This window comes from Streptomyces sp. CB02400 (genome assembly GCF_001905725.1).
GTDB classification, from domain to species: Bacteria; Actinomycetota; Actinomycetes; order Streptomycetales; family Streptomycetaceae; genus Streptomyces; species Streptomyces atrovirens.
Window position 1 is genome coordinate 151,875 of the sequence record NZ_LIWB01000013.1, and the last position, 23,796, is coordinate 175,670.

Consider the following 23,796-nt stretch of genomic DNA (forward strand, 5'->3'; position numbering starts at 1 on the left):
TTTCGTCGACGGCCGGGACCTCGGGCCGGGGGTCGCCCGGCCGGGGCGGGACCCGTTCGCCCCGGGTGTCGGTGACCTCGACGCGGACGGTGGTGGAGCGGGGTCCGGTGGGAGGAGCGCGAGGCGGAAGTGGAAGTCGCGGCCGGGGACGTTGCCGTGCAGCACGGCGTTCCCGTCGGGAGGCGGTCGGAGTGGACGAACACGGGTGACTCCTTCTTCTCGGGTCGCACCGGGTGCACCGGTCGGTCCGCCCAACTCCCCCGCCTCGCCGAGGGGCACCGCTCACCCCGCCTGCACACGCCGCCCGAACGCGTACAACGCTCCCGGTCGTCAGACCGCGACCACGTGCACGTCCGTCGGCGCGAGAACCGTCAGGCAGGCGTGGATGTCCCCCGGGTCGGTGGTGAAGACGACCGCGCTGCCGTGCCGGGCCGCTGCCGGGGTCACCCGGGTGTCCACCGCGTCCGGCCGTTTCTTCGCCGGCGGGGCCGCTCGTCCCAGGGCGCCGCGAACCGGCTCACCGCCCGCCGCCGCCGAGCCAGGCGGTCGGGTCCGTGTACTGGCCGTCGAGGAGGACCTCGAAGTGGAGGTGCGGGCCGGTGGACAGGCCCGTCGAGCCGACGAACCCGACGGGTTGGCCGGTGGTCACGCTCTGGCCGGTGGTCACCTGGAGGGCGGACAGGTGGCTGTAGGTGGTCTCCAGCCGTTTCCCGTCGACCGTGCCGTGGTCGATCACCACGCGGTAGCCGTAGGCCGAGGTCAGGCCGGCGAACTCGACCCGTCCCTCCCATGACGCGGACACCTGGGCTCCCTGCGGCGCGCCGAAGTCGACGCCCGTGTGGAGTTTGGTGACCCCGGTCAACGGGTGCGCCCGCGAACCGAACGGCGAGGTGACGGTGAGCGTGGTGACGGGCGGCGTCAGCAGCGCGCCGGCGGCCGGGCCGCCCTCCTGCTCGGGGTTCTGCCGGACCAGGGCGTCGTACCGCGGCAGCCGCTCCTTGACCTCGGCGACGAACGCGCGGGCCGGGTCGGGGACCTTGCCGGCCTTCTCGACCTGGTCCGCCCCGGTCGCGTACGCGGCGAGCGTGAGGTCGGCGACGTCGCCGTTGACGGTGCCCTGGGTGCGCAGCGCGGTCATCTTCTCCGCCAGGGAGCAGTCCTGCCGCCCCAGCGCCATGATCGCGTCCACCGCGTCGCGCGGCGAGGACGTGCCGTTGCCGTCGTCGTCCCGGCCCCAGGTCTTCCAGCCGGCGTCCGTGAAACGGGCGATGCCCTGCTCGGAGAGGCTCGCGGTGTCGTCCTGCCACCCGGAGAGCCGGTCGATGTGCGCGGCGAGGAGCGCGGGGGTGACGCCCGCGCAGTCCGCGGTCGCCTTGCGCAGCCAGGGGACGTAGGAGCCGTCCACGTTGCTGACGGCCGACTCCGACTGCCCTGGCGCCTGGTCCTGCGGCAGGGCCGTGTCGAGGGCGCCGCTCAGCGAGAGGAAGGCGAAGACCCCGGTGAGCGTCACCACGCCGGGCAGCACGATCAGGGTGAAGGGGCCGGGGCCGCGACGACGGCGACGGCGCGGCTCCGCGGCGGTCGGCTCCGCGGCGGTCGGCTCCGTGGCGGTCGGCTCCGTGGCAGGCGCCTGCGGTTCGGGCTGTGCCGTGTCGTCGCCCGCGGACCCGTTCCGAGCGGCTTCACGCCCGATGGGTCCGGGGCGCGGCCGGAGGTCGTCGTCGTGCCCGGTCGTCCCCGCCGCGAGGGGGTACGCCGTGCCTTCCCTGTCCTTGGTCACGTGCCGGGCCGGCTCCAGGAGGGCGCCACGGTGGGGCGTGATGTCGGCGGGGTGTATCGGCTCACGCTCAGACGCTAGCGGTCCCGTGACGCGACGTCACCGGCCGCGAGGACAGGGTGAACTGCCCGATGGGGCACCACCGGTGCCTGGCACGGCAGCGCCGGCCGCCCCGGACGTGGCCGAGGCGGGTCCCGCTCCGGCCGACCGTGCCGGAGTCCGCCCGGCGGGTGGTGGGCATCCACAAGTACGCCATGCGCGAGGGCCGTCGGAGGTGAGTGTGCGCGAAGGACGGAACACTCTGCCCTCAAGTCTGCTCGTACGGCCCTGGTGTACGTGCCGTTCGGACCGGAAGCGTGGCGGGGGCTTTGCATGGCCGAGGGCGAGGGAGAGCAGCGATGCGGGCGCGGGAGCAGGATACGCGGGCTCAGGGCCTGCGGCAGCAACGGGACCGGCGCACGCCTCCGGACAGGCGCGGACGGGCGGGGGTACCGGCCGGCGGCGGCAGGTCCAGCGTGTCGTCCACAACACGAACGCCGTTCCGCAGAACTCGTTCATCCATCCCGTCGTGGACTCCACGGGCCGGACGACGTCCATCGAGATGATCAGCGACGGCTCGCTGACCGGTTCGCCTCCGGCCGTCGACCCCACCGGCTACCCCTACATCCGCCAACTCGGCCTGACGAACTTCTGGATACGTTTCCACCTCATCAACATGCAGGCGGGCGGCCCGGGAACGCAGAACAACCTGGTGCCCGCCTCCAAGCGCGACAACAGCCGGTACGAGGCCGGCGTCGAGAGCGCGCTGAAGAGGGAGCTGAACGCCGTGGCGACCGCGAACGCCGCCCTGGCGGCGAACGCCCCGCGCCACTACGTCTACTTCGGCGTCGACGTGGACTACCGGACGGTCGATCCCCGGACCACGCAGTACCAGCAGTCCTTCGCCGAACACTTCGTCCGGTCCCTCACGATCAACTTCAAGCGGTACGACCCCACGGCCGGGGGCTGGAAAGCCCTCCCCGCCGTAAGCCCGTTCGACTTCAGGGACCCTCAGCCGACCGACTTCGGCCAGGCGCTGGCCGCCGCCACCATGACCCTCCCGGATCTGATCCAGGTCACCGCGAACCGCCGATGGGAGACGGACGACGCCACCTTCCTCCAGTCGATCGGCGCGGGCGGCGCCCGCAACGGGGAGTTCGCCCGACTGGTGGACGAGGCGGGCGCCTTGGGAGCCCAGGAGTCCGTGATCCACGCGTTCGGGCAGATGCGGTTCCGGCCGCGAGGTGCCGTCACGTTCGCCGAGCGCATCGACAACGACAGGCAGCTGGCCACCCTGGCCAATCTGATCGCCACCGGCAGAATCACCACCTGACGGGCGGCCGCCCGCACAGGAAGGGCGGCGGCACTCACGAGGAAGGGAGCCTTCGTTGGCGAGTCTGTGGCGGGTGCGCGTCACGCGCGTGAGCGCCGACACCGTCGAGCTGACCCTGTCGGCGATCCATCCCGACGCCGGGGAACCGTCCGCGTCCGCGGCCTTCGCGATGCGGCTGCTGGCCGACACCGACCCCGAACGGCTGGAGCGCGAGGCCGGGCCGAGAGCGTACTGGGACCCGGTCGCCCTCGCCGCGTACGCGGACCGGGTGATCGCGGCGGTCTCCGTGACCGCCCGGCACCGTCTGCCCTTCGACGAGGGCGCGGCCCGGCGGGCCGTCGAGGCCGAGCTGCGCGCACGCGGCTTCGACCCGACCGACGCCGGCGCCTGGCAGGCCGCCTTCCTGGAAGCGTGGAGCGCGCTGTGGCAGGACCCCGACCGGGTCCCGTCCGTGGTGCTGGAGATCGAGCCGGCCGACCTGTCCTGGATGTCGGGAACCGTCCCGGGGCGGGAGTGGGACACGGCGGCGTACGGCTGAGGGGCGCCGCGGCCTCCGACACGGGCCGAAGGCCCTCTCCACGGCGGAGCCGCCGGTGGCGGCAGACGAGTCGGGCTGTACGCCGGGTTCTGTTCCGGCGGGTCCTCGCGGGCCCGCCGGCGACGGCCATCCATCTAGGGCCGGTGTTGCCACCGGCCTCGTGCGGTCTACCCGCGGACTCGGGCGGGCAGCCCTCGAACGTCCGCGCAGAGACACCGGGGTGTCTCCTCTTGACCTTGCTCCGGGTGGGGTTTACCTAGCTGCCCAGGTCACCCTGGGCACTGGTGGTCTCTTACACCACCGTTTCACCCTTACCCGGCGCCTGAGCGCCGGGCGGTCTGTTTTCTGTGGCACTGTCCCGCGGGTCACCCCGGGTGGCCGTTAGCCACCACCCTGCCCTGTGGAGCCCGGACGTTCCTCGGGAAGTCCCGTGAGGGACTCCACGCGGCCGCCCGCCCGGCTCGTCTGCCGTGCCGACCATGGTACCGGGCGCGGGCGGGGCTTCGGTGCGGCGGCCGTCGCCAGGACCGATCCGGTGAGGATCAGGGCGAAGGCGGCGAGGACGCCTCCCGTCAGGGGCTCGTCCAGGAGCAGCGCGCCGGCCGCCACCGCGATCGCCGGGTTGACGTACGTGATCACCGACGCGCGGATCGGGCCCGCCTCCTTGATCAGCTCCAGGAAGGCCACGAAGGCCACCGCCGTGCAGACGACGCCGAGGGCGGCCAGGGCGGCGAGGGTGTCGGCCGAGGGCAGGGCCGCCGGGCGGGTCGCGGCCGCCGCGGGAGCGTAGACCAGGGCGGCCAGGGCCAGGCAGGGCGTGATGAGGTGCAGCGTCGGGACGTTCTTGAGGTGGCGGTCGGCGATCAGGGGGGCCGTGGCGTAGCCGACGACCGTCACCAGGACCTCCGCCAGGGAGAGGGCGTCGCCGCCGGTCAGATGGGGGACGGTGAGGACGCCCACGCCGCCGAGGCCGAGCGCGAGGCCCGTGATCCGGCGGACGCCCAGCGACTCCGCGGCGCCGAAGAAGCGGGACAGCAGAACGCCGGCGATCGGCACGCCCGCGATCAGCAGACCCGCCGTGGAGCTGGACAGATGGCGTTCGGCGTCGGTCAGGGTGTACCAGGGACCGATGATCTCGATGACCGCGAACGCCAGCATCGGTTTCCAGTACGTCCGCACATTCCGGGCCAGCCCCGGCTGGCGCAGGGCGAAGGGGAGCAGGAGGGCGGCGCCGAGGGCGCAGCGTACGAACACCACCGTCGACGGGGACACCTCGTCCACCGCCACTTTGATCATCAGATAGGGGATGCCCCAGACCACTCCCATCAGGGAGAACAGGGCCCAGCCGCGTGCAGTCATGGAGGTGAGTGTCGGCCGGGCCGGCGGACGCTGTCTTGAACGCTGTTGCGGTACGCCGCCGGGGTCACCCCGAGGACCCGGCGGAACCAGCGGGTCAGGTGGGCCTGGTCGGCGAAGCCGACGAGGCCGGCCACCTCTGCGGGGCGCGCTCCGGCGTCCAGGAGGGTGCGGGCCCTGGTCACCCGGTACTGGGCGAGCCAGGCGTACGGGGGCACCCCCATCGTCGTACGGAAGGCGCGCAGGAGCTGGTAGCGGGAGAGGCCGAGGTCGGCGGCGAGTGCGGCGAGGGAGGGCGGGGCGAGCAGTTCGTCGGCGAGGCGGTCGCGGACGGCGAGGGCGACGGTGCCGGCGCCGGGGACCGCCGTGTCGTCCGCGCGGGCGGTGGAGTGGCGGCGGGCGAGGGCGGTGAGCAGCCAGGGGATACGGGACTCCGCCTCCAGGGGGTCCGGGCAGGAGCTCACGTCCGTGTGGGCGCGGCGCAGGGCGGCGGCCAGTTCGGGGTCGTCGAGGACGGGGTCGCGGAAGTGCGGGAGGCCGCTGCCGCCGAGGGTGCCGTCGGTGAGGAGGGCGGGGGCGGCGTAGAGGGCGCGGTAGGAGTAGCCGTCGGGGGCGGCGGGGCCGCCGGTGTGCATCTCGCCGGGTTCCAGGACGACGATCGAGCCCGGTCCGGAGACGATGCGCCCGCCCCGGTAGGCGATGGTCTCCAGGCCGCCGACGGTGACGCCGACCGTGAACTCGTCGTGGGCGTGGGGGGCGTACTCGTGCCGGCTGAAGCGGGCGGTGAGCAGGTCGAGGGGAGGACCGCACCGCCCGAGCCGCGCCCTGGTCCAGCGTGCCTGTTCCCGTACGTCCGTCACCTCGCACCCCCGCCCACAGGGGATCAGAGGAAGTCGGCGGTGTCCAGGTCGAATCCGAAGGGGGCGGGGAGGGTGATCGGTTTGCCGAAGGGGCGGGTGCGCCGCTCGCGGTACTCGTCCTTCTCCGGGTCGCCGAACAGCGTGATCGAGGAGGCTTCGCGGTCGACGAGGAGGTAGAGGGGGATGCCGCCGCGGGCGTAGCAGCGCGGCTTGGTCTCGCGGTCGGTCTCGGGTCTGGCATCGGTCACTTCGACCACCATGGCGACGCCCGCACAGGGCATCCAGGGATCGGCTCCCCTGTAGAGCCGTAGGTCTCTGGGAGCGAGGGTGCCGTCCGGGATCACATGGTCCTGTGGGCAGGCGTGCGCGCTCCTCAGTTTCAGGCCCTTGTTCCCGGAGAAGGCCATGGCGGTGCGGGAGCCGGTGTGGATCCGGCTCGCGATCCGGCTGAGGCAGTGCTCGTGCGACCCGTCCGGCAGTGGCTTGAGGAGGAACTCTCCTTCGATGAGCTCTGCCCGGAACCCCTCCGGGGTGTTCAGACCGACGAACCAGTCCAGGAGGAGGTCCTCGGAGATCGGGTCGTATGTGATCACGCTGCCGTGCCTCGCTTTCGATCGCCGGTCAGACTCGCACAGGGAGGGCTCGCCTCGGGGACGGGCGGGGTTCGTTCACTCGACAGGGTTCGCTTGACCCTGTCGCAGCGTCAACGTTTCTACTGGGGTCATGCGGATCGGAGAACTCGCCGCGGCCGTCGGTGTCACCACGCGGGCGGTGCGGCACTACCACCAGTCGGGGCTGCTGCCGGAGCCGGAGCGGCTGGGCAACGGGTACCGGGACTACGGGCTGCGGCACGCCGTCGTGCTGGCGCGGATCAGACGGCTGACCGAGCTGGGGCTGGGGCTCACCGAGGTGCGGGACGTGCTCGCGGACGACGCGGGGAAGGAGCTCGTCGAGGTGCTGACGGAGCTGGACGAGGACCTGGCGCGGCAGGAGGCCGCGATCCGGGAGCGGCGGGCGCGGCTGCGGACCCTGCTGGAGAGCGAGGGCGGGCTGAGCGCCGAGGGGCCGGTCTCGCCGGAGCTGGCCGCGCTGTTCCGGGACACGGCCCATCTGGCCGACTCCCCCATGGCCGTCAAGGACCGCGAGATGCTCGCGCTGATCGAGACCGCGGCGCCGCCGGAGGAGCGGGAGCGGCTGGTGAGGCTGCTCGGCGGGGCGGTGAGCGCGCCGGGCGGGGCGGAGCGGGCGCGTGCCCTGTACGGGATGCTCGACGCGCTCGCCGACGCCGATCCGGACGATCCGCGGGTGGAGGAGGCCGCCCGCGCCCTCGCCGCGTCCGTGCCGGACGGGCTGGTCCCGGAGGGGACCGACCTCGGGGAGGCCGACGGCTTCCTGCGGGCCCTTTACGCCGACTTCGCGCCGGCCCAGGCGGAGGCGTTCCGCCGCATGCTGCGGATCGTCACGGAGGGGCGGTCGTGAGGGGCGTACGGGTGGTGGGGGCGCTGGTCCGGCACGAGCTGCGGCTGATGATGAGCCTCTGGCTGTGGGTGGCCCGGCGCAGGCACGGTGTCGGCGGCGGGACGGCGTTCGGGTACGCGCGCGGACAGACGGCCATGATGTACGGGCTCGCGTTCGTGTGCGTGGTCGAGACGGTGGCGTTGTCCGTGCTGCTGGGCGACTGGCCGACGGTGCACGCGGTGGTGCTCTTCCTGGACGTGTACACCGTCGTCTTCGTCGTCGCGCTGCACGCCGCGTCCGTCGTGCGGCCTCATGTGGTGGGTGACGGTGTGCTGCGGGTGCGCCGGGCCGTCCACGTCGATCTGCGGATACCGGTCGGGCGGATCGCCTCGGTCCGGCGTGAGCTGCGGATGACGCACGATGCGGCGGAGGGGGAACTCGATCTCGCCGTCGGTTCGCAGACGACCGTCACGGTCGAGCTCGCCGAGCCGGTCACCCACGTCACCTTCTTCGGGCGTCCCCGCGAGATCCGTGTGGTCCGCTTCCACGCGGACGACTCCGACGGGCTCGTACGCGCGCTCGCTGCACCCACTCTCCTCGGTGATAGCGTCTAACCGGACGGCTGTCGGAGGGACACGGCACGTGGTGGGCAAGGGCAAGGAGACGCCCCGCGAGCGGTACCGCACCCAGGTGCGCGCGGAGATCAAGGAGCGGGCCTGGGAGCAGATCGCCGCATCGGGGGCGCCGGGGCTGTCGCTCAACTCCATCGCCAAGCAGATGGGGATGAGCGGGCCCGCGCTGTACCGGTACTTCGCCGGCCGTGACGAGCTGATCACCGAGCTGATCCGGGACGCCTACCGCGGGCTCGCCGACGCCTTCCGCGCCGCCGCCGCGTCCGGCGCGGACCTCGACGGGCTGGGGCGCGCGCTGCGCGCGTGGGCGCTCGACGACCCGCAGCGCTACTTCCTCGTCTACGGCACACCGGTACCCGGCTACCACGCCCCGGAGGACATCACCCTGATCGCCCGCGAGATCATGGGGCACATGCTCGACGCCGCCGCCCGGCTGGGCGAGGGCTCCGAGGAGGGTCCCCTGGAGGTCCACCTCTCCGAGCACCGTCAGTGGGCGGGCGACCATCCGGCGGACCCGGCCGCCCTGCGCCGCGCACTGTCCTTCTGGACCCGCCTCCACGGTGTCCTGTCCCTGGAACTGGCCGGGCACTTCACCGGCATGGGCTTCGATCCGGCGGTGCTCTACGGCGCCGAACTGGACACGCTGGCACACGCCGTACGCTGACTTCGAGCTCGATCGAAGGAGTACGTGTGCTTGTCCTGCTGCCGCCGTCCGAAGGGAAGGCCGCTTCCGGCCGCGGTGCCCCGCTGAAGCCCGAGTCGCTGTCGCTGCCGGGGCTGGCCGCCGCGCGGGAGTCCGCCCTCGCCGAACTGGTGGACCTGTGCACCGGTGACGAGGACAAGGCGCGCGAGGTGCTCGGGCTGAGCGAGGGGCTGCGGGGCGAGGTCGCGAAGAACGCGGAACTGCGGACCGCCGGGGCGCGGCCCGCCGGGGAGATCTACACCGGGGTGCTGTACGACGCCCTGGACCTGGCGTCCCTGGACGCGGCGGCGAAGCGGCGGGCGGCGGCGTCCCTGCTGGTCTTCTCCGGGCTGTGGGGCGCGGTGCGGGTCACCGACCGGATTCCCTCCTACCGGCTCTCGATGGGTGTGAAGCTGCCCGGCCTCGGCGCGCTGGGCGGGCACTGGCGTGCGCCGATGGCCCAGGTGCTGCCCGAGGCGGCCGGGAACGGGCTGGTGCTGGACCTGCGGTCGGCGGCGTACGCGGCGGCCTGGAAGCCGAAGGGCGAGGTGGCGGCGCGGACGGCGACCGTACGGGTGCTGCACGCGCCGACGCGGAAGGTGGTCAGCCACTTCAACAAGGCGACCAAGGGGCGGATCGTACGGAGCCTGCTGACGGCCGGGGCCGCGCCGAAGGACCCCGCCGGGCTGGTGGAGGCGCTGCGGGACCTCCGGTACGAGGTGGAGGCCACGGCACCGGCCAGGGCGGGGGCGGCGTGGGCGCTGGACGTGCTGGTGGACGAGGTGCACTGATTGCATCCTCTGCAATGAGCTTTGCGCAGTGCGCACCGAGGCGGGCAGGATGACGTCATGCGCTCTCCCCTGCCCTCCCCGGATTCCTCCTCCGTGCTGGATCTCGCCCCCGTCGTGCCCGTCGTCGTCATCGAGGACGCCGCCGACGCCGTACCGCTGGCGCGGGCGCTGGCGGCCGGGGGCCTGCCCGCGATCGAGGTGACCCTGCGGACGCCCGCCGCGCCCGACGCGATCAGGGCGATCGCCGGTGAGGTACCGGACGCCGTGGTCGGCGCCGGGACGGTGATCACGCCGGAACAGGTGGGCGAGGCGGTGGCGGCCGGGGCGCGGTTCCTGGTCAGCCCGGGGTGGACGGACGTACTCCTTGATGCCATGCGGGCGTCCGGGGTGCCGTTCCTGCCGGGGGTGTCCACCGCTTCCGAAGTGGTGGCGCTCCTTGAGCGGGGGGTGCGGGAGATGAAGTTCTTCCCGGCGCAGGCGGCGGGCGGCACGGCGTACCTGAAGTCGCTCGCCGGTCCGCTTCCGCAGGCCCGCTTCTGCCCGACCGGGGGCATCGGTCCCGATTCCGCGCCGGACTACCTCGCGCTGCCCAACGTGGGGTGCGTGGGCGGGAGCTGGATGCTTCCGGCGGACGCGGTGGCCGCCCGGGACTGGGGCCGCATCGAGGCGCTGGCGCGTGCGGCGGCGGGGCTCAGCGCAGGTGCGAGGTGTCGTTGAACAGGCGGACGCTGGCGTTGCCGTCGGCGTAGTACGCCACGGCGGAGAGCGAGGCCGCCGAGAGTTCCATACGGAACAGGGACTCGGGCGGGGCGCCCAGGGCGAGGCGTACGAAGGTCTTGATCGGTGTCACGTGGGTGACGAGCAGGACCGTACGGCCGCGGTACTCGGCGGTCAGCCGGTCGCGGGTGGCGGCGACCCGGGCGGCGGTGGCCGCGAAGCTCTCGCCGCCGCCGGTGGGTTCGGCGTCCGGGGAGGACAGCCAGGCGTTCAGGTCGTCGGGGTGACGTTCGCGGACCTCGCCGAAGGTGAGGCCATCCCACGCGCCGAAGTCCGTCTCGCGCAGCCCGTCCTCCACGGCCACGTCGAGCCCGAGACGGGCGGCGACGATGCCGGCGGTCTCGCGCGTACGGGCGAGGGGCGAGGCGACGACCGCCTGGACGGTCCCGCGCCGGGCGAGGAACTCGGCGACCTTCTCGGCCTGCTCCCGGCCGACGCCGGAGAGGGAGGGGTCACTGCCGCCGCTGCCCGAGAAACGCTTCTGCGGAGTCAACGGGGTCTCCCCGTGCCGCAGCAGCACGAAGGTCGCGGGCGGCCCCAGATCGGCGGGCGCCCACCCGGCACTGGGCGTGGCGACGGCCCGCGCGGCGCGGAGGTCGGCGTCGGCTTTGACTTTGGCTTTGACGCCGGCAACCTCGGACGCGGTGCCGGTTCCGGACGCGCCGGAGGCGGCATCGGTGGCCTCGGGTGCGGTGGCGGTTCCGGTCGCCCGCGCGGTCCGCGCATCGGCGTCGGCACCGGCGGCCCCGGAAGCGTGCGCGTCCTCAGCCGCGGCACCCGTCCCGATCTCCCCGGAGACGGGTGCGGCACCGGTTCCGATTGCCCGCGTGGCCCGTACCTCCGCGTCGGCTCTCACGCCGTCGGGTCCGGAAGCGGTGGCGCCGGCGGACGCGGTTTCGGTCCCGGCGGCCTCGCCGGACGTGGGGGGCTCCTCTGCGGGCCGCGCGTCGGTGGTGGAAGTGCCGGGTGCCGATGCCAGTGCCGCCCGGGCGCGGGCCGCGCCCGCTGTCGCGTCGCCCGGTGGGCCCGATGGTTCGGGGTGGGGGATGTCGAGGGCGGCGCGGGAGGTCGCCGCCGACCACGCCTCGCCCCGTTTGCCCGCGTCCATCGCCTCGTTGGCCAGGCGGTCGGCGTGTTTGTTCTGGGCGCGCGGGATCCACTCGTAGGTGACCCGCTCCGGCGGGAAGACCCGCGCCGCCTCCGCCGCGAGCGGCTTCATCGCCGGGTGCTTGATCTTCCAGCGGCCCGTCATCTGCTCGATGACGAGCTTGGAGTCCATCCGGACGTGGACCCGTGCCTCCGGGTCCAGTTCACGGGCGGCGCGCAGGCCGGCCAGCAGGCCCCGGTACTCGGCGACGTTGTTCGTGGCGACACCGAGGTACTCGGCCGCCTCCACCAGGGTCTCCCCCGTCGCCGCGTCACCCACCACGGCCCCGTAGCCCGCGGGCCCCGGGTTGCCCCGTGACCCGCCGTCCGCCTCGACGATGAACTCCCGCATCGCCAGGATCCCTTACAGCCCCGACTCGGACGTACGCACCAGGATGCGCCGGCAGTTCTCGCAGCGCACCACCGTGTCGGGGGCGGCGGAACGGATCTCGTTCAGCTCGGTGATGGCGAGCTCCTGGCGGCAGCCCTGGCAGGTACGGGAGTACAGCTTCGCCGCGCCGATGCCGCCCTGCTGCTCGCGCAGCTTCTCGTACAGGCTCAGCAGCGGTGCGGGCACGGAACCCGCGACGACCTCGCGCTCCTTCGTCACCGAGGCCGCCTCGCCGTCGATCTCCTCGACGGCCGCGTCCCGGCGCGCGGTGGCGTCGTCGATCTTCCCCTGCACGGAGCCGACCCGCTCGGTCAGCTCGGCGACCCGCTCCTGCGCGGACTCGCGGCGCTCCATGACCTCCAGGACGACGTCCTCCAGGTCGCCCTGCCGCTTGGCGAGGGAGGTGATCTCGCGCTGGAGGTTCTCCAGGTCCTTGGGCGAGGAGACGGCACCGGAGTCGAGGCGCTTCTGGTCGCGGGCGGCGCGCTGGCGCACCTGGTCGACGTCCTGCTCGGCCTTGGTCTGCTCGCGGGCGCAGTCGCTCTCCTCGGTCTGCGCGGCGACGAGCAGGTCGCGCAGCTGGGTGAGGTCCCGGTTCAGCGACTCGATCTCGGCGTGCTCGGGCAGCGACCTCCGCTTGTGCGCGAGCTGCTGGAGGCGGACGTCGAGGTCCTGGACGTCGAGGAGTCGGATCTGGTCGGCGGGCGCGGCGTTCAGTTGGGGGCTCCAGATGTGTCGGTGGTGGCGGGAGACGCCGCGTGGGCGGTCCAGGGGTCGGTGACCGTCTTCGAGACGTGGACCCGCAGGTCCCATCCGTGACGGTCGGAGATCTCGTCGAGCTGGGCTGCCGCCAGCTCGCACCAGGGCCATTCCGTGGCCCAGTGCGCCGCGTCGAGCAGCGCGAGGGGACTGTGGGCGCGGGCCTCGGAGGCCGGGTGGTGGCGCAGGTCCGCGGTGAGGAAGGCGTCCACGCCGGCGGCCCGGACGTGGTCGAAGAGGCTGTCGCCGGAGCCGCCGCTGACGGCGACCGTACGCACGAGCGCGTCGGGGTCGCCGGCGACACGGATGCCCTGCGCGGTGGCGGGGAGGCGTCCGGCGGCGCGGGCGGCGAGGTCGCGGACGGTCAGCGGGTGGTCCAGCTCGCAGACACGGCCGAGCCCCCGGCGGCCCTCGGGGTCGGTCGGGTCCGGCACCAGGGGCCGTACGACCCTGAGGTCCAGCGCGCCGGCGAGGGCGTCCGAGACTCCCGGGTCGGCGGTGTCGGCGTTGGTGTGGGCGACGTGCAGCGCGATGTCGTTCTTGATGAGCGTGTGCACCACGCGGCCCTTGAAGGTGGAGGCCGCGACCGTGGTCGTCCCGCGCAGATAGAGCGGGTGGTGGGTGACCAGCAGGTCGGCGTCGAGCTTCACCGCCTCGTCGACGGTCTCCCGGACCGGGTCGACGGCGAACAGGACCCGCGTGACCTCCTGGTCGGGCTCGCCCACGACGGTGCCGACCGCGTCCCAGGACTCGGCCCGCTCGGCGGGCCACAGGTTCTCCAGCGCGGCGATGACTTCTGACAGACGGGGCACGCTGCCAAGGCTACCTGGGCGGCCTTGTGCGCCCGAACCGGCGCCGCTCTCGCCGGCCGGCGTCACGGCCGGCACCACGACCCATGGAGCACACGTCCGCTCCTTCCTCAGGCGAATCGTTCCTGGAGCACCCTTACGTGTGAAGTGCGGGCCCACCGCTCCGCCGTCTGTGCGTGCGCGACCTACTTTCGTCACCGGAGGTGACCGAACGATGACGGTCTGTGCCATCGAACCTGCGGCGGGACACGAGGAGGGAGCCGGACGGGCGGGCTGCGCCATCACCGCCGACGGTTCCTACGCCGCACGCCTCGCCCTCGCCGGCGACTCCTTCTTCCCGGAGCGCTGGACCCTGGACGGCCCCGAGCCCTACGCGGTGCCGCTGCCCGGCAACCAGCCCGAGGAACCCGGCACCGAGGTGCAGCCCCTGAGCGACGGGCGGGTCCTCATCCACCGGCTGGTGGGCGGACGGCACGCCTTCTCCCTGCTGTACCCGACCGGCCCCGGCACCGGTGAGCTGCCGCTGGGCACGGTCGAGTGCCCGGACGAGGGCACCCGGCTGCGGCTGCTGCCGCCCGCGCCGGGCGGGGAGCGGGCGTACGCCCTCGCCGTGGGCCGGCGGTCGACGGTGGTGTGGCTGGTGGCGGGCGGCACGTTCGGGCCCGAGCAGCTCGCGGAGGTTCCCGGGCGCTGCTCGGGCGGGGTGTGGCTGGACCGCGAGGGGCGGATGCTGGCGCTGGACCGGGAGACCGGCGGGCGCACCAAGGCGGTCGTGGTGGACCTGGAGCGCGGCGGCGAGATGTCCCCGCTGCTGCAGATCGCCGACGGGAGCGACGACCGGGTGCTGCTCGCCGACCCGGACAGCGGGCTGCTGCTGATCCGCTCGGACGCGCCGTCACCCGGGCGGGCCCGGCTGGGCTGGGGGGTGCTGGGCAGCACGCTGCCGGTGCGTTTCCCGGAGTGCCTGCGGCTGGCGGACTGCGCGGTCACGCCGTTCGCGATCCAGCCGGGGCAGATGCTGACGCCGGAGGGCTGCGCGGTGGCACTGCGCGTCGACGGCGCGTTCGGCAGCTGGGTCGGGGTGTGGCGGCCGGCGGAACGGCAGGTGCACCATTTTCCGGCGCCGGCGGGGTGGTTGGCCGGCGCGGGGTTGTGGACCGCGGACGGGGTACTGCGGCTGCCGTACGCCACCGGGGCGGTGCCGTGCGGTGTGGCCGGGCTGCGGGCGCCCGGGCAGGAGCGGCGGCGGGAGGGGTTGGACGTCCGTCCGGTGGTGGACCTCCGGGAGACTCCGGGCCGGCCGGCATCCGCCGCCGCCTGGCTGGAAACCGGACCCGTGCCCGGCTCCGCGCCTGACGGCCGGCGCTCCTCCGCCGTGGGGCCCGTGGCCGGAGACCGGATGCCGTCCGCGGCCGCGCCCATGACCGAAGGCCGACTCGCTTTTCCGGCCGGTCCCGTGGCCGGTGGGCGAAACCCATCCGCTGCCGGGCTCATGGACGAAGACGGGACCCCCTTCACCGCCGGGCTCACGACCGAGGGCCGACCGGCCTCCGACACCATGCCCATGAACGAAGGCCGGACCCCCTCCAACGCCGCACTCATGACCACAGGCCGACTCGCCACCACCGAACCCATGGCCGAAGACCACAACTCGTCCGCCACCGCGCCCATGGACGATGACCCGGCCCCCTCCAACGCCGCGCCCACGGCCGAAGGCCGGCTCGCCTCCCCCGTCGGCCCCCTGGCCGAAGATCTCCTCCCGCCCTACGCCATGCGTACCGACGGTCGGCTGTCGTCGTACGTCGTGCACATCGCCGAGGGGCGGCTTCCGTTGTGCACCGCGCACATGGTGGACGGTCAACTGCAGCCCTGCGTCGAGCACATGGCCGACGAGCGGAGTCCGTTCCACGCCGGACTTCCCGCGCACGGCACCCCCGCCGCTCCTCGTCCCGTTCCCTTGCAGCAGGCGCCTTTGGGGCGGCTTGTAACGAAGTAGTGGCGGTCGGCGTGGCCGCCTGGATCCGGGTGGTGGTGTGCCGGTTACACTCGCCCGGCTGTAGGAAAGATCATGTTTACGGGGTGAGTTCCTTCCGATGAACGACGTCAGCACGAACGAGTCGCAGTCCGCCGAGGGCGGGCAGGCCGCTGCCGGACACGGCAAGCACCGGGGCCCGGTCTCCACGCAGGACGCGGAAGCGTCCCCGCGCGGCCGGCACCGTAGGCCGGAACAGGCGAACGAGTACGCGGGTTCGGCAGCCTGACACCACGTCAGACACCGGTCCGCGACTGAGCCGGGTCCCGGCCGTCATCGATGACGGCCGGGACCCGGCTCAGTCGTGTTCGACCGTCGTATCGGCGAGCACCGGCGCGTCGCCGCGCTCGATGGCACCGACGACCACCCGCACCGCGCCGTCCCCGCGCCACATCCGGATCCGCAGTGTCTCGCCCGGGTACACGACCCCGGCGAACCGGGTGGCGTAGGAGCGGACGCGGGTGACGTCGCCGTCGAGCAGGGTGTCGACGACCGCCTTGAGGGTCATGCCGTAGGTGCACAGGCCGTGCAGGACGGGCCGTTCGAACCCGGCGCGCGCGGCGAACTCCGGGTCGGCGTGCAGGGGGTTCCAGTCGCCGGAGAGGCGGTAGAGCAGGGCCTGGTCCTCGCGGACGGCGCGTTCGAGGGTCCGGTCCGGCCGCCCGGTGGGCGGCTCGTGCCGCACGGACGGGCCGCGGTCTCCGCCCCAGCCGCCTTCACCGCGTACGTGGATCCGCGCGTCGTCGGTCCACAGCGGGCCGTCGGCGTCGGCGGCCTCGGTGCGCATGACGAGGACGGCCGCTGTGTTCTTGTCGTGGACGGCGGTGATACGGGCGGTGGTGGTGGCGGTGCCCTCGGCCGGCAGGGGGCGGCGGTGCACGGTGAGCGACTGGCCGCCGTGGAGTACGTGGGCGAGGTCCACGTCGATGCCGGGGAGGGAGAGCGCACCGGTCACGCCGGGTGGGCCGCCGCCTGCGACGGTGGCGAAGCTCGGTAGGACGTGGAGCCGGGATTCGAGGGTGTAGCGCAGTTCGTGGGGGGCGGTGGTGGGGTGGCCTGCGCCGATGCCCAGGTGGTAGAGGAGGACGTCTTTGGGGGTCCAGGAGATGTGGGTGGTGCGGGGTGGGGCGGCTAGGGCCTTGGCTGCGTCGATGGGCATGGGGTTCCTGACATCGTTCCCGGTGGTTGTGGCTGGGCGGGGGTGGGTCGCTCTGCCGGCGCTTGCCGGGTGCCGCCGCGCCCGCCCGTGCCGCCCTGGAGGTGCCTCCCAGGCGCTTGAGGCACTGGGGGAGGCACGATTGCCCGCATTGGGGCGGCGTGGCTGCCCGCAGTTGTGCTCAGTCCTGCACCGTCGTTCTCCTCGGCAGCCACAGCCACATCACCACCGCTCCTGCCGCCAGCAGTGCCGTGCTGGTGCGGAAGGCCAGGGCGTAGCCCTCCGTCAGGGAGTGTGGGGTGCGGGTGGGACCCGTGTGGGCCGCTGCGATCGTGGACATGATCGCGAGGCCCAGGGAGCCGCCCATCGTGCGGGAGGTGTTGATCAGCCCGGAGACCAGGCCGGCCTCCTCCGGTGCCGCGCCGGACGTGGCCAGCGAGGCCAGCGGGGTGGCGGCGATGCCCGCGCCCAGCATCATCAGGATGCCGGGGAACATGATCGCGGTGAGATACGCCCCGTCCGCGGTCATCGTCGACTGCCAGCCGAAGCCGGTCGCCGCGATCAGCGTGCCGAGCACGGCCACGGTGCGCGGTCCCGCCGTCCGCATCAGCCGGGGCGCGAGCTTGGAGCCGATGATCACGGCGAGCGAGCTCGGCACCAGCGCCAGTCCGGCCTCCAGCGGGGTGTAGCCGAGCACGTTCTGCGCGTACAGGGTCATGAAGAACCACATGCAGAACATGGCGGAGCCGCTGATGAGCATCGCCACGTTCGCCGACGCCACCGACCGCAGCCGCAGCAGTCCGAGCGGCATCAGCGGGGCCTTGGCCCGTGCCTCGGCGAGGAGGAACAGGGCGAGGAGGACGAGCCCGGCGCACAGCGGCACCAGCGTGGCCGCCGCCGTCCAGCCCTCGGCCTCGGTCTGTGAGATGCCGTACGCGAGGGTCGCGAGACCCGCCGTCACCAGCAGCGCGCCCGGCAGGTCGAGCCGCCGTCCGTCCCCGGTCCTGCTCTCCGTGAGCCACCGGGCGGCCCCGGCCAGCACGAGCGCTCCGACGGGTACGTTGATCAGCAGCACCCACCGCCACGACAGCGCGTCCACGAGCACCCCGCCGACGAATCCGCCGGCCGCGCCACCGCCCGCCCCGACGGCCGTCCAGGTCGCTATGGCCCGGGCGCGGGCCGCGCCCTCCGGCACGGCCGAGGTGACGATGGTGAGCGTGGAGGGCGCCAGGACGGCCGCCCCGAGTCCTTGCACGGCCCGCGCCAGCAGCAACTGCCAGCCGTCCTGGGCCAGCCCGCCGGCCAGCGAGGCCAGCGTGAACAGGCCGAGGCCGACGAGGAACATCCGCTTGCGCCCGTAGAGGTCACCGGCGCGCCCGCCGAGCAGCATGAAGCCGGCGAAGGCGATGGCGTACGCGTTCACCACCCACTGCAGGCCCTGCTCGCCGAGCGCCAGCCCGCCGCGCATGGACGGCAGGGCGACGTTCACCACCGAGATGTCGAGGACGACGAGGAACTGCCCGGCACAGGCGAGCCCCACCACCAGCCACATGGGCGGTGTGGCGCGAGCGGACCTGCGGGCGGTGTCGGTGGTTTCGAGCATGTGCGCCATGCTCTCAACCGGACCCCGCCCAGGCATCGGCTTTTCGTCCGACGTGGACCAGGTCTCCGGACCCGGGCGCGGACTCTGACCCGGCCCCGGGCCCGGGCGCGAACTCGCCGCCCCCGGTCGGCCGGGGGCGGACGGGATTCTTCGCCGGAGCGGGGGCCGGCCGTCACATGCGGGTGGCGCCGCTGGTGTCCCGGTGGTGCTCGCGCTTGTTCTTACGGGGAATGAGTCCGGCCAGTCCCAGCAGGCCGAGCAGGCCCCACAGCCCGCCGTTGCCGCCACCGTCGTCGTCGTTGTTGTCGTCCTGCGCCTGTACGACCGTGGCTGTGGTCGGCTGGCCCGTCTGCTCGGTGGTCTGGCTGAACGCCGCGCCGGCCGGGGCGACGGCGAGGAGAACGCCGATGACGACGGTGCCTAGGAATTTGCGCATTGCTGTCTCCCTCATCTCAGTGGTCCCAGCAGTCGCTTTCACACCGTCCGTAGTGCCCCTTTCTTCAGTTAACAGACTCGAATGCGATAAATGTCGAGAATTTCTTGATTACAAAGGAACGGTCAAGAATTCGTTAGTGGTTCGAAGCATCGGAATAGTTGCCTCGGTGTACGGGGTTCGGTCTGCACGTACCCCGCACACGGCCGGCCCTGGAGGCACCTTTCCATGACGCAGACGACGACCGACCGTCCCTCCGGCAGAGCGGGCGGGGCCGTGGTCCCGGTGCTCGCCTTCGCGGGCATCGTTGTCGCGGTGATGCAGACCCTGCTGGTCCCGGTCATCAAGGACCTGCCGCGACTGCTGGACACCACCCCCGCCGACGCGACCTGGGTACTGACCTCGACCCTGCTGTCCGGCGCCGTGGCCACCCCGATCATGGGCCGCCTCGGCGACCTCTACGGCAAGCGGCGCATGCTGGTCACCAGTCTCGCGGTGATGGTGGTCGGCGCGCTGGTCAGCGCGTTCACCGACGACCTGCTGCTGATGATCGCCGGCCGCACCCTCCAGGGCTTCGCGATGGGCGCCATCCCGCTCGGCATCGGCCTGATGCGCGACATGCTGCCCCGTGAGCGCCTCGGCTCGGCGATGGCCCTGATGAGCTCCTCCATAGGCGTCGGCGGCGGTCTCGCGCTGCCCGCCGCCGCGCTGGTCGCCCAGCACTCCGACTGGCACGCCCTCTACTTCGGCGCCGCCGGCCTCGGCGTCCTCGCGATCGCGCTCACCCTGACCGCCGTACCGGAATCCCCGGTGCGCGCCAAGGGCACCTTCGACCTGCCGGGCGCGCTGGGCCTGTCCGCCGGGCTGGTGCTGTTCCTGCTCCCCGTCTCCAAGGGCAGCGACTGGGGCTGGGCCTCCGGCACCACGCTGGGCCTGTTCGGCGCGGCGGCCGTGGTGCTCCTCCTCTGGGGCCTGATGGAGCTGCGCGTCCCCGCGCCCCTGGTGGACCTGCGCACCACCGCCCGCCGCGAGGTCCTGCTCACCAACCTCGCGTCGATCATGGTCGGCGTCTCCTTCTTCGTCGTCTCCCTGGTCCTGCCCCAGCTCCTCCAGCTCCCCGCCGGTCACGGGCTCGGCCAGTCGATGGTGGTCGCGGGCCTGTGCGTGGCCCCGCTGGGCCTGACGATGATGTTCACCGCCCCTGTCTACGCCCGGCTGTCCGCCCGGTACGGCCCGAAGACCACCCTCATCCTCGGCCTGGTGATCATCGCGATCGGCTACGGCGGCGGCCTCGGCCTGATGGACGCCGCCTGGCAGACCGTCGTCACCTCGGTGGTCATCGGCGCGGGCATCGGCCTCGCCTACTCCTCCCTGCCCGCGCTGATCATCGGCGCGGTGCCGGCCTCGGAGACGGGCGCGGCGAACGGCCTCAACACCCTGATGCGGTCCATCGGTACGTCGGTGTCGAGCGCCGTCATCGGCATGGTGCTGGCCAACACGGCGGACACCGTGGGCGGGGTGGAGATCCCGACCCCGCACGGCTTCCGGATCTCCTTCCTGATCGCGACGGCGGCGGTGGCCGTGGGTCTGGCCCTGGCCCTGTTCCTGCCCGGCCGGCGCCCGTCGGAGCAGCACCCGCGGCTCCGGGCGAGCAGCGAGGAGGACGCGAACCTGGAGCGCGCGGAGGCGGCCCTGCGCGGCTTCCGGGGCCGGGTCCTGGACGCCACCGGGGCGCCCGTCGCCCGCGCCGAGGTCACCCTGATCGACCGCCACGGCCGCCGGGCGGGCGCCACCGTCTCCGCCGACGACGGCACGTACGCCCTCCCCGTCCCCGCGCAGGGCCCGTACGTCCTGGCCGCCCGCGCCACCGGCCACGCCCCGCTCGCCTCCCCGGCCCGCCACGAGGGCGACGGACGCCCGGTCGACCTGGACCTGTCCCTGCCGGGCGAGACGGTCTCCGCCTGACCCCTGTTACCCGCCGGTACCCCCTGTCGCACCACCCGCGCAGGGGGTACGGCAGCATGGGCCCGTGCACACACGTACGACCTCGGGAGAGGCAAGCCCCATGTCGATGGCACCCGGGCCCGGGATCCTGGCCGCGTTCGAGGCGGCGAAGGGCTTCATGCCCGTGGACGAGGGCCTGGCCCTGTACGCCGCGGCGGCCGAGGCCGGCCGGCTGGGGCTGCCGCTCCTGGAGATCGGCACCTACTGCGGCCGTTCCACGATCCTGCTCGCCGACGCGGCCCGCGCGGCCGGCGTCACCGCGCTCACCGTGGACCACCACCGCGGCAGCGAGGAGCAGCAGCCCGGCTGGGACTACCACGACCCGGAGACGGTCGACCCCGAGCTGGGCCTGATGGACACCCTCCCCACCTTCCGCCGCACCCTGCACCGGGCGGGCCTGGAGGAGCACGTGGTGGCCCTGGTCGGCCGCTCCCCGCGCATCGCCGCCCTGTGGGCCTCCCCCCTCGCCCTCGTCTTCGTCGACGGCGGCCACACCGACGAACACGCCACCGCCGACTACGAGGGCTGGGCCCCGCACGTGGCCGAGGGCGGCCTCCTCGTCATCCACGACGTCTTCCCCGACCCGGTGGACGAGTTCACCGGTCAGGCTCCTTACCGCGTCCACCTCCGTGCCCTCGCGTCCGGCGCGTTCACCGAGGTCTCGGCCACCGGATCCCTGCGCGTACTGCGCCGTACCGGCACGGGCATCTGACACCGCTAGGGTGGCTGCGTGTCGTACACAGGTCCCGGTTTCGATCCGCCCCAGCCCCGACGGTCCCGGCGCGGGCCCCTGACCGTGGCGCTCGCCGCGCTGGTGCCGGGCGCGCTGCTCGGGTGGGCGGTGTACGCCGCGGTGGGCGGGTCCGGGGACGACGAGGGATCGGGGAGCACCACCGCTTCCGCCTCCCCCTCCGCACCTGCTTCCGCTTCCGCCTCGTCCCGTACGTCGTCGCCGGCGCCGTCCGCGAGTTCCGAGGACGAGAAGCCGAGCGCCCCCGCCGCCGCGAGCGGTCCCCTCGAGGGCAAGGTCGTCGTCATCGACCCAGGGCACAACCCGGAGAACTTCAAGCACACCGCGGAGATCAACCGCCAGGTCGACATCGGGACCAACCGCAAGGCGTGCGACACCACCGGCACGTCCACCAACGACGGTTACGCCGAGGCCGACTTCACCCTCGACGTCGCCCACCGGATGCGCACGCTCCTGGAGAAGCAGGGCGCCACCGTGAAGCTGACCCAGGACGGGGACCGGCCGTTCGGACCGTGCGTGGACGAGCGGGCCCGGATCGGCAACGAGGCGAAGGCCGACGCCGTCGTCTCGATCCACGCGGACGGCTCGGGCACCGGCAACCGCGGCTTCCACGTGATCCTGCCCGGCGCCGTCGACGCCGGTGCCGCCGACACCCGCGCCATCGTCGGGCCGTCCGACGACCTCGGCACGCGCATCGCGGGCAACTTCGTCCGCGTCACCGGCAGCGCGCCCTCCAACTACGTCGGCGACGGTACCGGTCTCGTCACACGTAAGGACTTGGGCGGTCTCAATCTGTCAACGGTTCCCAAGGTGTTCATCGAGTGCGGCAACATGCGCGATAGCAAGGACGCGGCACTGCTGACCAGCGGTGCCTGGCGGCAGAAAGCGGCGCAAGGGATTTCCGACGGAATCGTGAGTTTCCTGCGCGGGTGAGGATCAGCGCGCTGATCCGGGCGGACAGCCCGATCGCACGGACGGTAGTGTCGTCCGGACGATGAGGGGCCACCCCCGCGCTTCACACCGGAACCTTCGGGCGACATGGTGACAGCGACGCCTCTTCCGACGACGAGACGACCTACGAAGGACCTGAAGTGAATATCCGCTCCCTCACTCGAGGCGACGGCGTGGTGATCGGAGCAGCGGTATTGCTGTTCATCGCGTCGTTCCTCGACCTCTACTCCGTCGACGGCGCACCCGACGACTACGACCTCCCCAGCCTGTGGGGCAGCGGCCCGGTCGTACTCGGAGTGGTGCTGGCGGGCATCATCGGCACGGCGCTCATCGTCGTCGCCCGTGGTCTGCCGCAGCCGCCGAAGGTCGCGGGGCTCGACCTCGGCCAGTTCGGCATCGCCTTCACGGTGTTCGCCGCCTGGAGCGCCCTCGGCAACATCTTCGACGTGGCCGGCGGCATCGACAACGTGGGTCCCGGTTCCTCCGACGGCCCCGACGCCGGTACCGGTCTGATCCTGGCCCTCATCGCCACGCTCGTCATGGCCGCCGCCGCCGTCGCCACCCCCCTGGTGCCCGCCCTCAAGGGCGCCCTCCTCCCGCCCGCCCGCCCCGCCGCCCCGCAGCCGTACGGCGCTCAGCCGCCCGGCGGTTACGGCTACCCGGGTGCGCAGCAGGCCTCGTTCGGCGGTCAGCCGCAGCCGGGTCAGCCCGGTCAGCCGCAGCAGCCCTTCCCGGGCCAGCCCCAGCCGGGTCAGCCGCAGCCGGGTCAGCCCGCTCCGGCGCCCGCCGGTGACTTCTCGCCGTTCTGGTTCGCGGTGCCGGTGCCCCGTCCGCTGTTCCCTGAGGACGGCTCGCCCACGCCGATCGCCGAACTGGCCCCCGGTACCTGGTACCTGGCGGTCGAGCAGCGCGGTCCGTCCCTCGTCGCCCAGACCCAGGACGGCCGCCGCGGCGTCCTCCAGGACACCTCGGGCATCCAGCGCGGCTGACCGGCCCCGGCCCTTTCTCGTCACGGCCCCCCGCCCTTCCGGGCGGGGGGCGTTGTCGTTCCGCCGGACGGACGCGGCCTGAGCCCCGGAAAGGGTCAGCGGCCGACGGACTCCGTTGCCGGTTCGGCCGGTTCGGCCGGTTCCGGTACGCCGCGGGTCCCTTCCCTGATCCGTTCGATCAGCCCGCCGAGCACCCGCTCCGCCTGCTCCGGGTCGAAGTCCTCCCCCGGCCGCTTGCGCACGCCGTCGTCGCTGAGGAGGTGGTGCACGGCCGGCGTGACGCCGTGCCGGGCGAGGCAGTTGCGGGCGCACTGCAGCACGCATCCGTCGACGGCGACGACCGACCGGTCACCGCGGGCCTTGCGGACCAGGCTCGGGACGTCCCCGCCGACGCCCGCGATGCACGACATCTCGGCGATGCCGCGCCGGTCGAGCTGGACCGCGATCCAGTTGGTCATCTGGGCCGCGCTCGAACAGCCCGAGCAGGAGTAGACGAGCGGCAGATCACGGCGGCGTTTCACAGAGGGCC

At 73.2% G+C, this 23,796-nt stretch carries 22 protein-coding genes, 1 other RNA gene and 2 pseudogenes; 13 read left to right on the top strand and 12 right to left on the bottom strand.

Features of this window, described 5'->3' with window-relative positions:
- Positions 1-517: 517 nt before the first annotated feature.
- Entirely contained in the window at positions 518-1,693 is a 1,176-nt protein-coding gene (locus AMK33_RS27785) for a M23 family metallopeptidase (RefSeq protein WP_079194995.1), read from the bottom strand.
- 652 nt (positions 1,694-2,345) lie between these two features.
- Between AMK33_RS27785 and AMK33_RS27790 the strand changes: the two genes are divergently transcribed.
- Together AMK33_RS27790 and AMK33_RS27795 are read left to right on the top strand one after the other, a co-directional pair.
- Positions 2,346-3,149 carry a hypothetical protein gene (locus AMK33_RS27790; RefSeq protein WP_073935712.1) on the top strand — a complete coding sequence of 268 codons (804 nt, stop codon included), beginning with the start codon at positions 2,346-2,348 and terminating at the stop codon, positions 3,147-3,149.
- A gap of 55 nt (positions 3,150-3,204) precedes the next feature.
- Positions 3,205-3,687, top strand: coding sequence for a hypothetical protein (locus AMK33_RS27795; RefSeq protein ID WP_143203868.1), 483 nt, complete (start codon positions 3,205-3,207; stop codon positions 3,685-3,687).
- A gap of 62 nt (positions 3,688-3,749) precedes the next feature.
- Here the strand turns inward: AMK33_RS27795 and rnpB are convergent.
- The 4 genes and pseudogenes from rnpB to AMK33_RS27820 form a co-directional block, all read right to left on the bottom strand.
- Positions 3,750-4,151: RNase P RNA component class A (gene rnpB, locus AMK33_RS27800), an RNA gene on the bottom strand.
- Between the two features lie 115 nt (positions 4,152-4,266).
- Positions 4,267-5,046, bottom strand: a pseudogene (locus tag AMK33_RS45275) (DMT family transporter); the annotation flags it as partial.
- Positions 5,043-5,903 (bottom strand): AraC family transcriptional regulator, encoded by an 861-nt coding sequence (locus tag AMK33_RS27815; RefSeq protein WP_073935714.1) that lies wholly within the window; start codon positions 5,901-5,903, stop codon positions 5,043-5,045. The pseudogene AMK33_RS45275 and the gene AMK33_RS27815, both read right to left, overlap by 4 nt.
- A 23-nt stretch (positions 5,904-5,926) precedes the next feature.
- Positions 5,927-6,493, bottom strand: a complete 567-nt coding sequence (locus AMK33_RS27820; protein ID WP_107425228.1) for a Uma2 family endonuclease — start codon at positions 6,491-6,493, stop codon at positions 5,927-5,929.
- A 133-nt stretch (positions 6,494-6,626) separates the two neighbouring features.
- On the opposite strand from AMK33_RS27820, the gene AMK33_RS27825 reads away from it, so the two are divergent.
- The 5 genes from AMK33_RS27825 to AMK33_RS27845 are packed head-to-tail and all read left to right on the top strand — an operon-like array spanning position 6,627 to position 10,183.
- Positions 6,627-7,382, top strand: coding sequence for a MerR family transcriptional regulator (locus AMK33_RS27825; RefSeq protein WP_073935716.1), 756 nt, complete (start codon positions 6,627-6,629; stop codon positions 7,380-7,382).
- 47 nt (positions 7,383-7,429) lie between these two features.
- Positions 7,430-7,975, top strand: coding sequence for a hypothetical protein (locus AMK33_RS27830; RefSeq protein WP_073935800.1), 546 nt, complete (start codon positions 7,430-7,432; stop codon positions 7,973-7,975).
- 28 nt (positions 7,976-8,003) lie between these two features.
- Positions 8,004-8,657 carry a TetR/AcrR family transcriptional regulator gene (locus AMK33_RS27835; RefSeq protein ID WP_073935717.1) on the top strand — a complete coding sequence of 218 codons (654 nt, stop codon included), beginning with the start codon at positions 8,004-8,006 and terminating at the stop codon, positions 8,655-8,657.
- A 26-nt stretch (positions 8,658-8,683) separates the two neighbouring features.
- Positions 8,684-9,466, top strand: a complete 783-nt coding sequence (gene yaaA, locus AMK33_RS27840; protein WP_073935718.1) for a peroxide stress protein YaaA — start codon at positions 8,684-8,686, stop codon at positions 9,464-9,466.
- A 57-nt stretch (positions 9,467-9,523) separates the two neighbouring features.
- Positions 9,524-10,183, top strand: a complete 660-nt coding sequence (locus AMK33_RS27845) for a bifunctional 4-hydroxy-2-oxoglutarate aldolase/2-dehydro-3-deoxy-phosphogluconate aldolase (protein ID WP_073935719.1) — start codon at positions 9,524-9,526, stop codon at positions 10,181-10,183.
- On the opposite strand, the gene AMK33_RS27850 is transcribed toward AMK33_RS27845, so the two are convergent.
- The 3 genes from AMK33_RS27850 to AMK33_RS27860 are packed head-to-tail and all read right to left on the bottom strand — an operon-like array spanning position 10,158 to position 13,351.
- Positions 10,158-11,741, bottom strand: coding sequence for a bifunctional RNase H/acid phosphatase (locus AMK33_RS27850; protein WP_073935720.1), 1,584 nt, complete (start codon positions 11,739-11,741; stop codon positions 10,158-10,160). The two genes, AMK33_RS27845 and AMK33_RS27850, sit on opposite strands and share 26 nt — an antisense overlap.
- Positions 11,742-11,753: 12 nt before the next feature.
- Entirely contained in the window at positions 11,754-12,497 is a 744-nt protein-coding gene (locus AMK33_RS27855; RefSeq protein WP_201263095.1) for a zinc ribbon domain-containing protein, read from the bottom strand.
- Positions 12,494-13,351, bottom strand: coding sequence for a Nif3-like dinuclear metal center hexameric protein (locus AMK33_RS27860; protein ID WP_073935722.1), 858 nt, complete (start codon positions 13,349-13,351; stop codon positions 12,494-12,496). The genes AMK33_RS27855 and AMK33_RS27860 overlap by 4 nt, the downstream gene beginning before the upstream one ends.
- A 211-nt stretch (positions 13,352-13,562) precedes the next feature.
- Here AMK33_RS27860 and AMK33_RS27865 point away from each other — a divergent pair.
- A pseudogene (locus tag AMK33_RS27865) lies at positions 13,563-14,771 on the top strand (hypothetical protein); the annotation flags it as partial.
- 670 nt (positions 14,772-15,441) lie between these two features.
- Positions 15,442-15,609 carry a hypothetical protein gene (locus AMK33_RS42985; RefSeq protein WP_167748596.1) on the top strand — a complete coding sequence of 56 codons (168 nt, stop codon included), beginning with the start codon at positions 15,442-15,444 and terminating at the stop codon, positions 15,607-15,609.
- Positions 15,610-15,678: 69 nt separating this feature from the next.
- On the opposite strand, the gene AMK33_RS27870 is transcribed toward AMK33_RS42985, so the two are convergent.
- From AMK33_RS27870 to AMK33_RS27880, 3 genes are all read right to left on the bottom strand, one after another.
- Entirely contained in the window at positions 15,679-16,539 is an 861-nt protein-coding gene (locus tag AMK33_RS27870; protein ID WP_073935723.1) for a MaoC family dehydratase, read from the bottom strand.
- 178 nt (positions 16,540-16,717) lie between these two features.
- A complete protein-coding gene (locus AMK33_RS27875; protein ID WP_073935724.1) occupies positions 16,718-18,148 on the bottom strand; it encodes an MFS transporter in 1,431 nt (476 codons plus the stop codon).
- Between the two features lie 163 nt (positions 18,149-18,311).
- Positions 18,312-18,575 carry a WGxxGxxG family protein gene (locus AMK33_RS27880; RefSeq protein WP_073935725.1) on the bottom strand — a complete coding sequence of 88 codons (264 nt, stop codon included), beginning with the start codon at positions 18,573-18,575 and terminating at the stop codon, positions 18,312-18,314.
- Between the two features lie 225 nt (positions 18,576-18,800).
- Between AMK33_RS27880 and AMK33_RS27885 the strand changes: the two genes are divergently transcribed.
- From AMK33_RS27885 to AMK33_RS27900, 4 genes are all read left to right on the top strand, one after another.
- A complete protein-coding gene (locus AMK33_RS27885) occupies positions 18,801-20,537 on the top strand; it encodes an MFS transporter (RefSeq protein WP_073935726.1) in 1,737 nt (578 codons plus the stop codon).
- Positions 20,538-20,637: 100 nt separating this feature from the next.
- Entirely contained in the window at positions 20,638-21,288 is a 651-nt protein-coding gene (locus AMK33_RS27890) for a class I SAM-dependent methyltransferase (protein WP_073935727.1), read from the top strand.
- A gap of 18 nt (positions 21,289-21,306) precedes the next feature.
- Positions 21,307-22,260 carry an N-acetylmuramoyl-L-alanine amidase gene (locus AMK33_RS27895; protein ID WP_073935728.1) on the top strand — a complete coding sequence of 318 codons (954 nt, stop codon included), beginning with the start codon at positions 21,307-21,309 and terminating at the stop codon, positions 22,258-22,260.
- A gap of 158 nt (positions 22,261-22,418) precedes the next feature.
- Complete coding sequence (locus AMK33_RS27900; RefSeq protein ID WP_073935729.1) at positions 22,419-23,267, top strand: DUF5336 domain-containing protein; 849 nt, start codon at positions 22,419-22,421, stop codon at positions 23,265-23,267.
- 95 nt (positions 23,268-23,362) lie between these two features.
- Here the strand turns inward: AMK33_RS27900 and AMK33_RS27905 are convergent, their stop codons facing one another.
- A complete protein-coding gene (locus AMK33_RS27905) occupies positions 23,363-23,788 on the bottom strand; it encodes a putative zinc-binding protein (protein ID WP_073935730.1) in 426 nt (141 codons plus the stop codon).
- Positions 23,789-23,796: the final 8 nt, after the last annotated feature.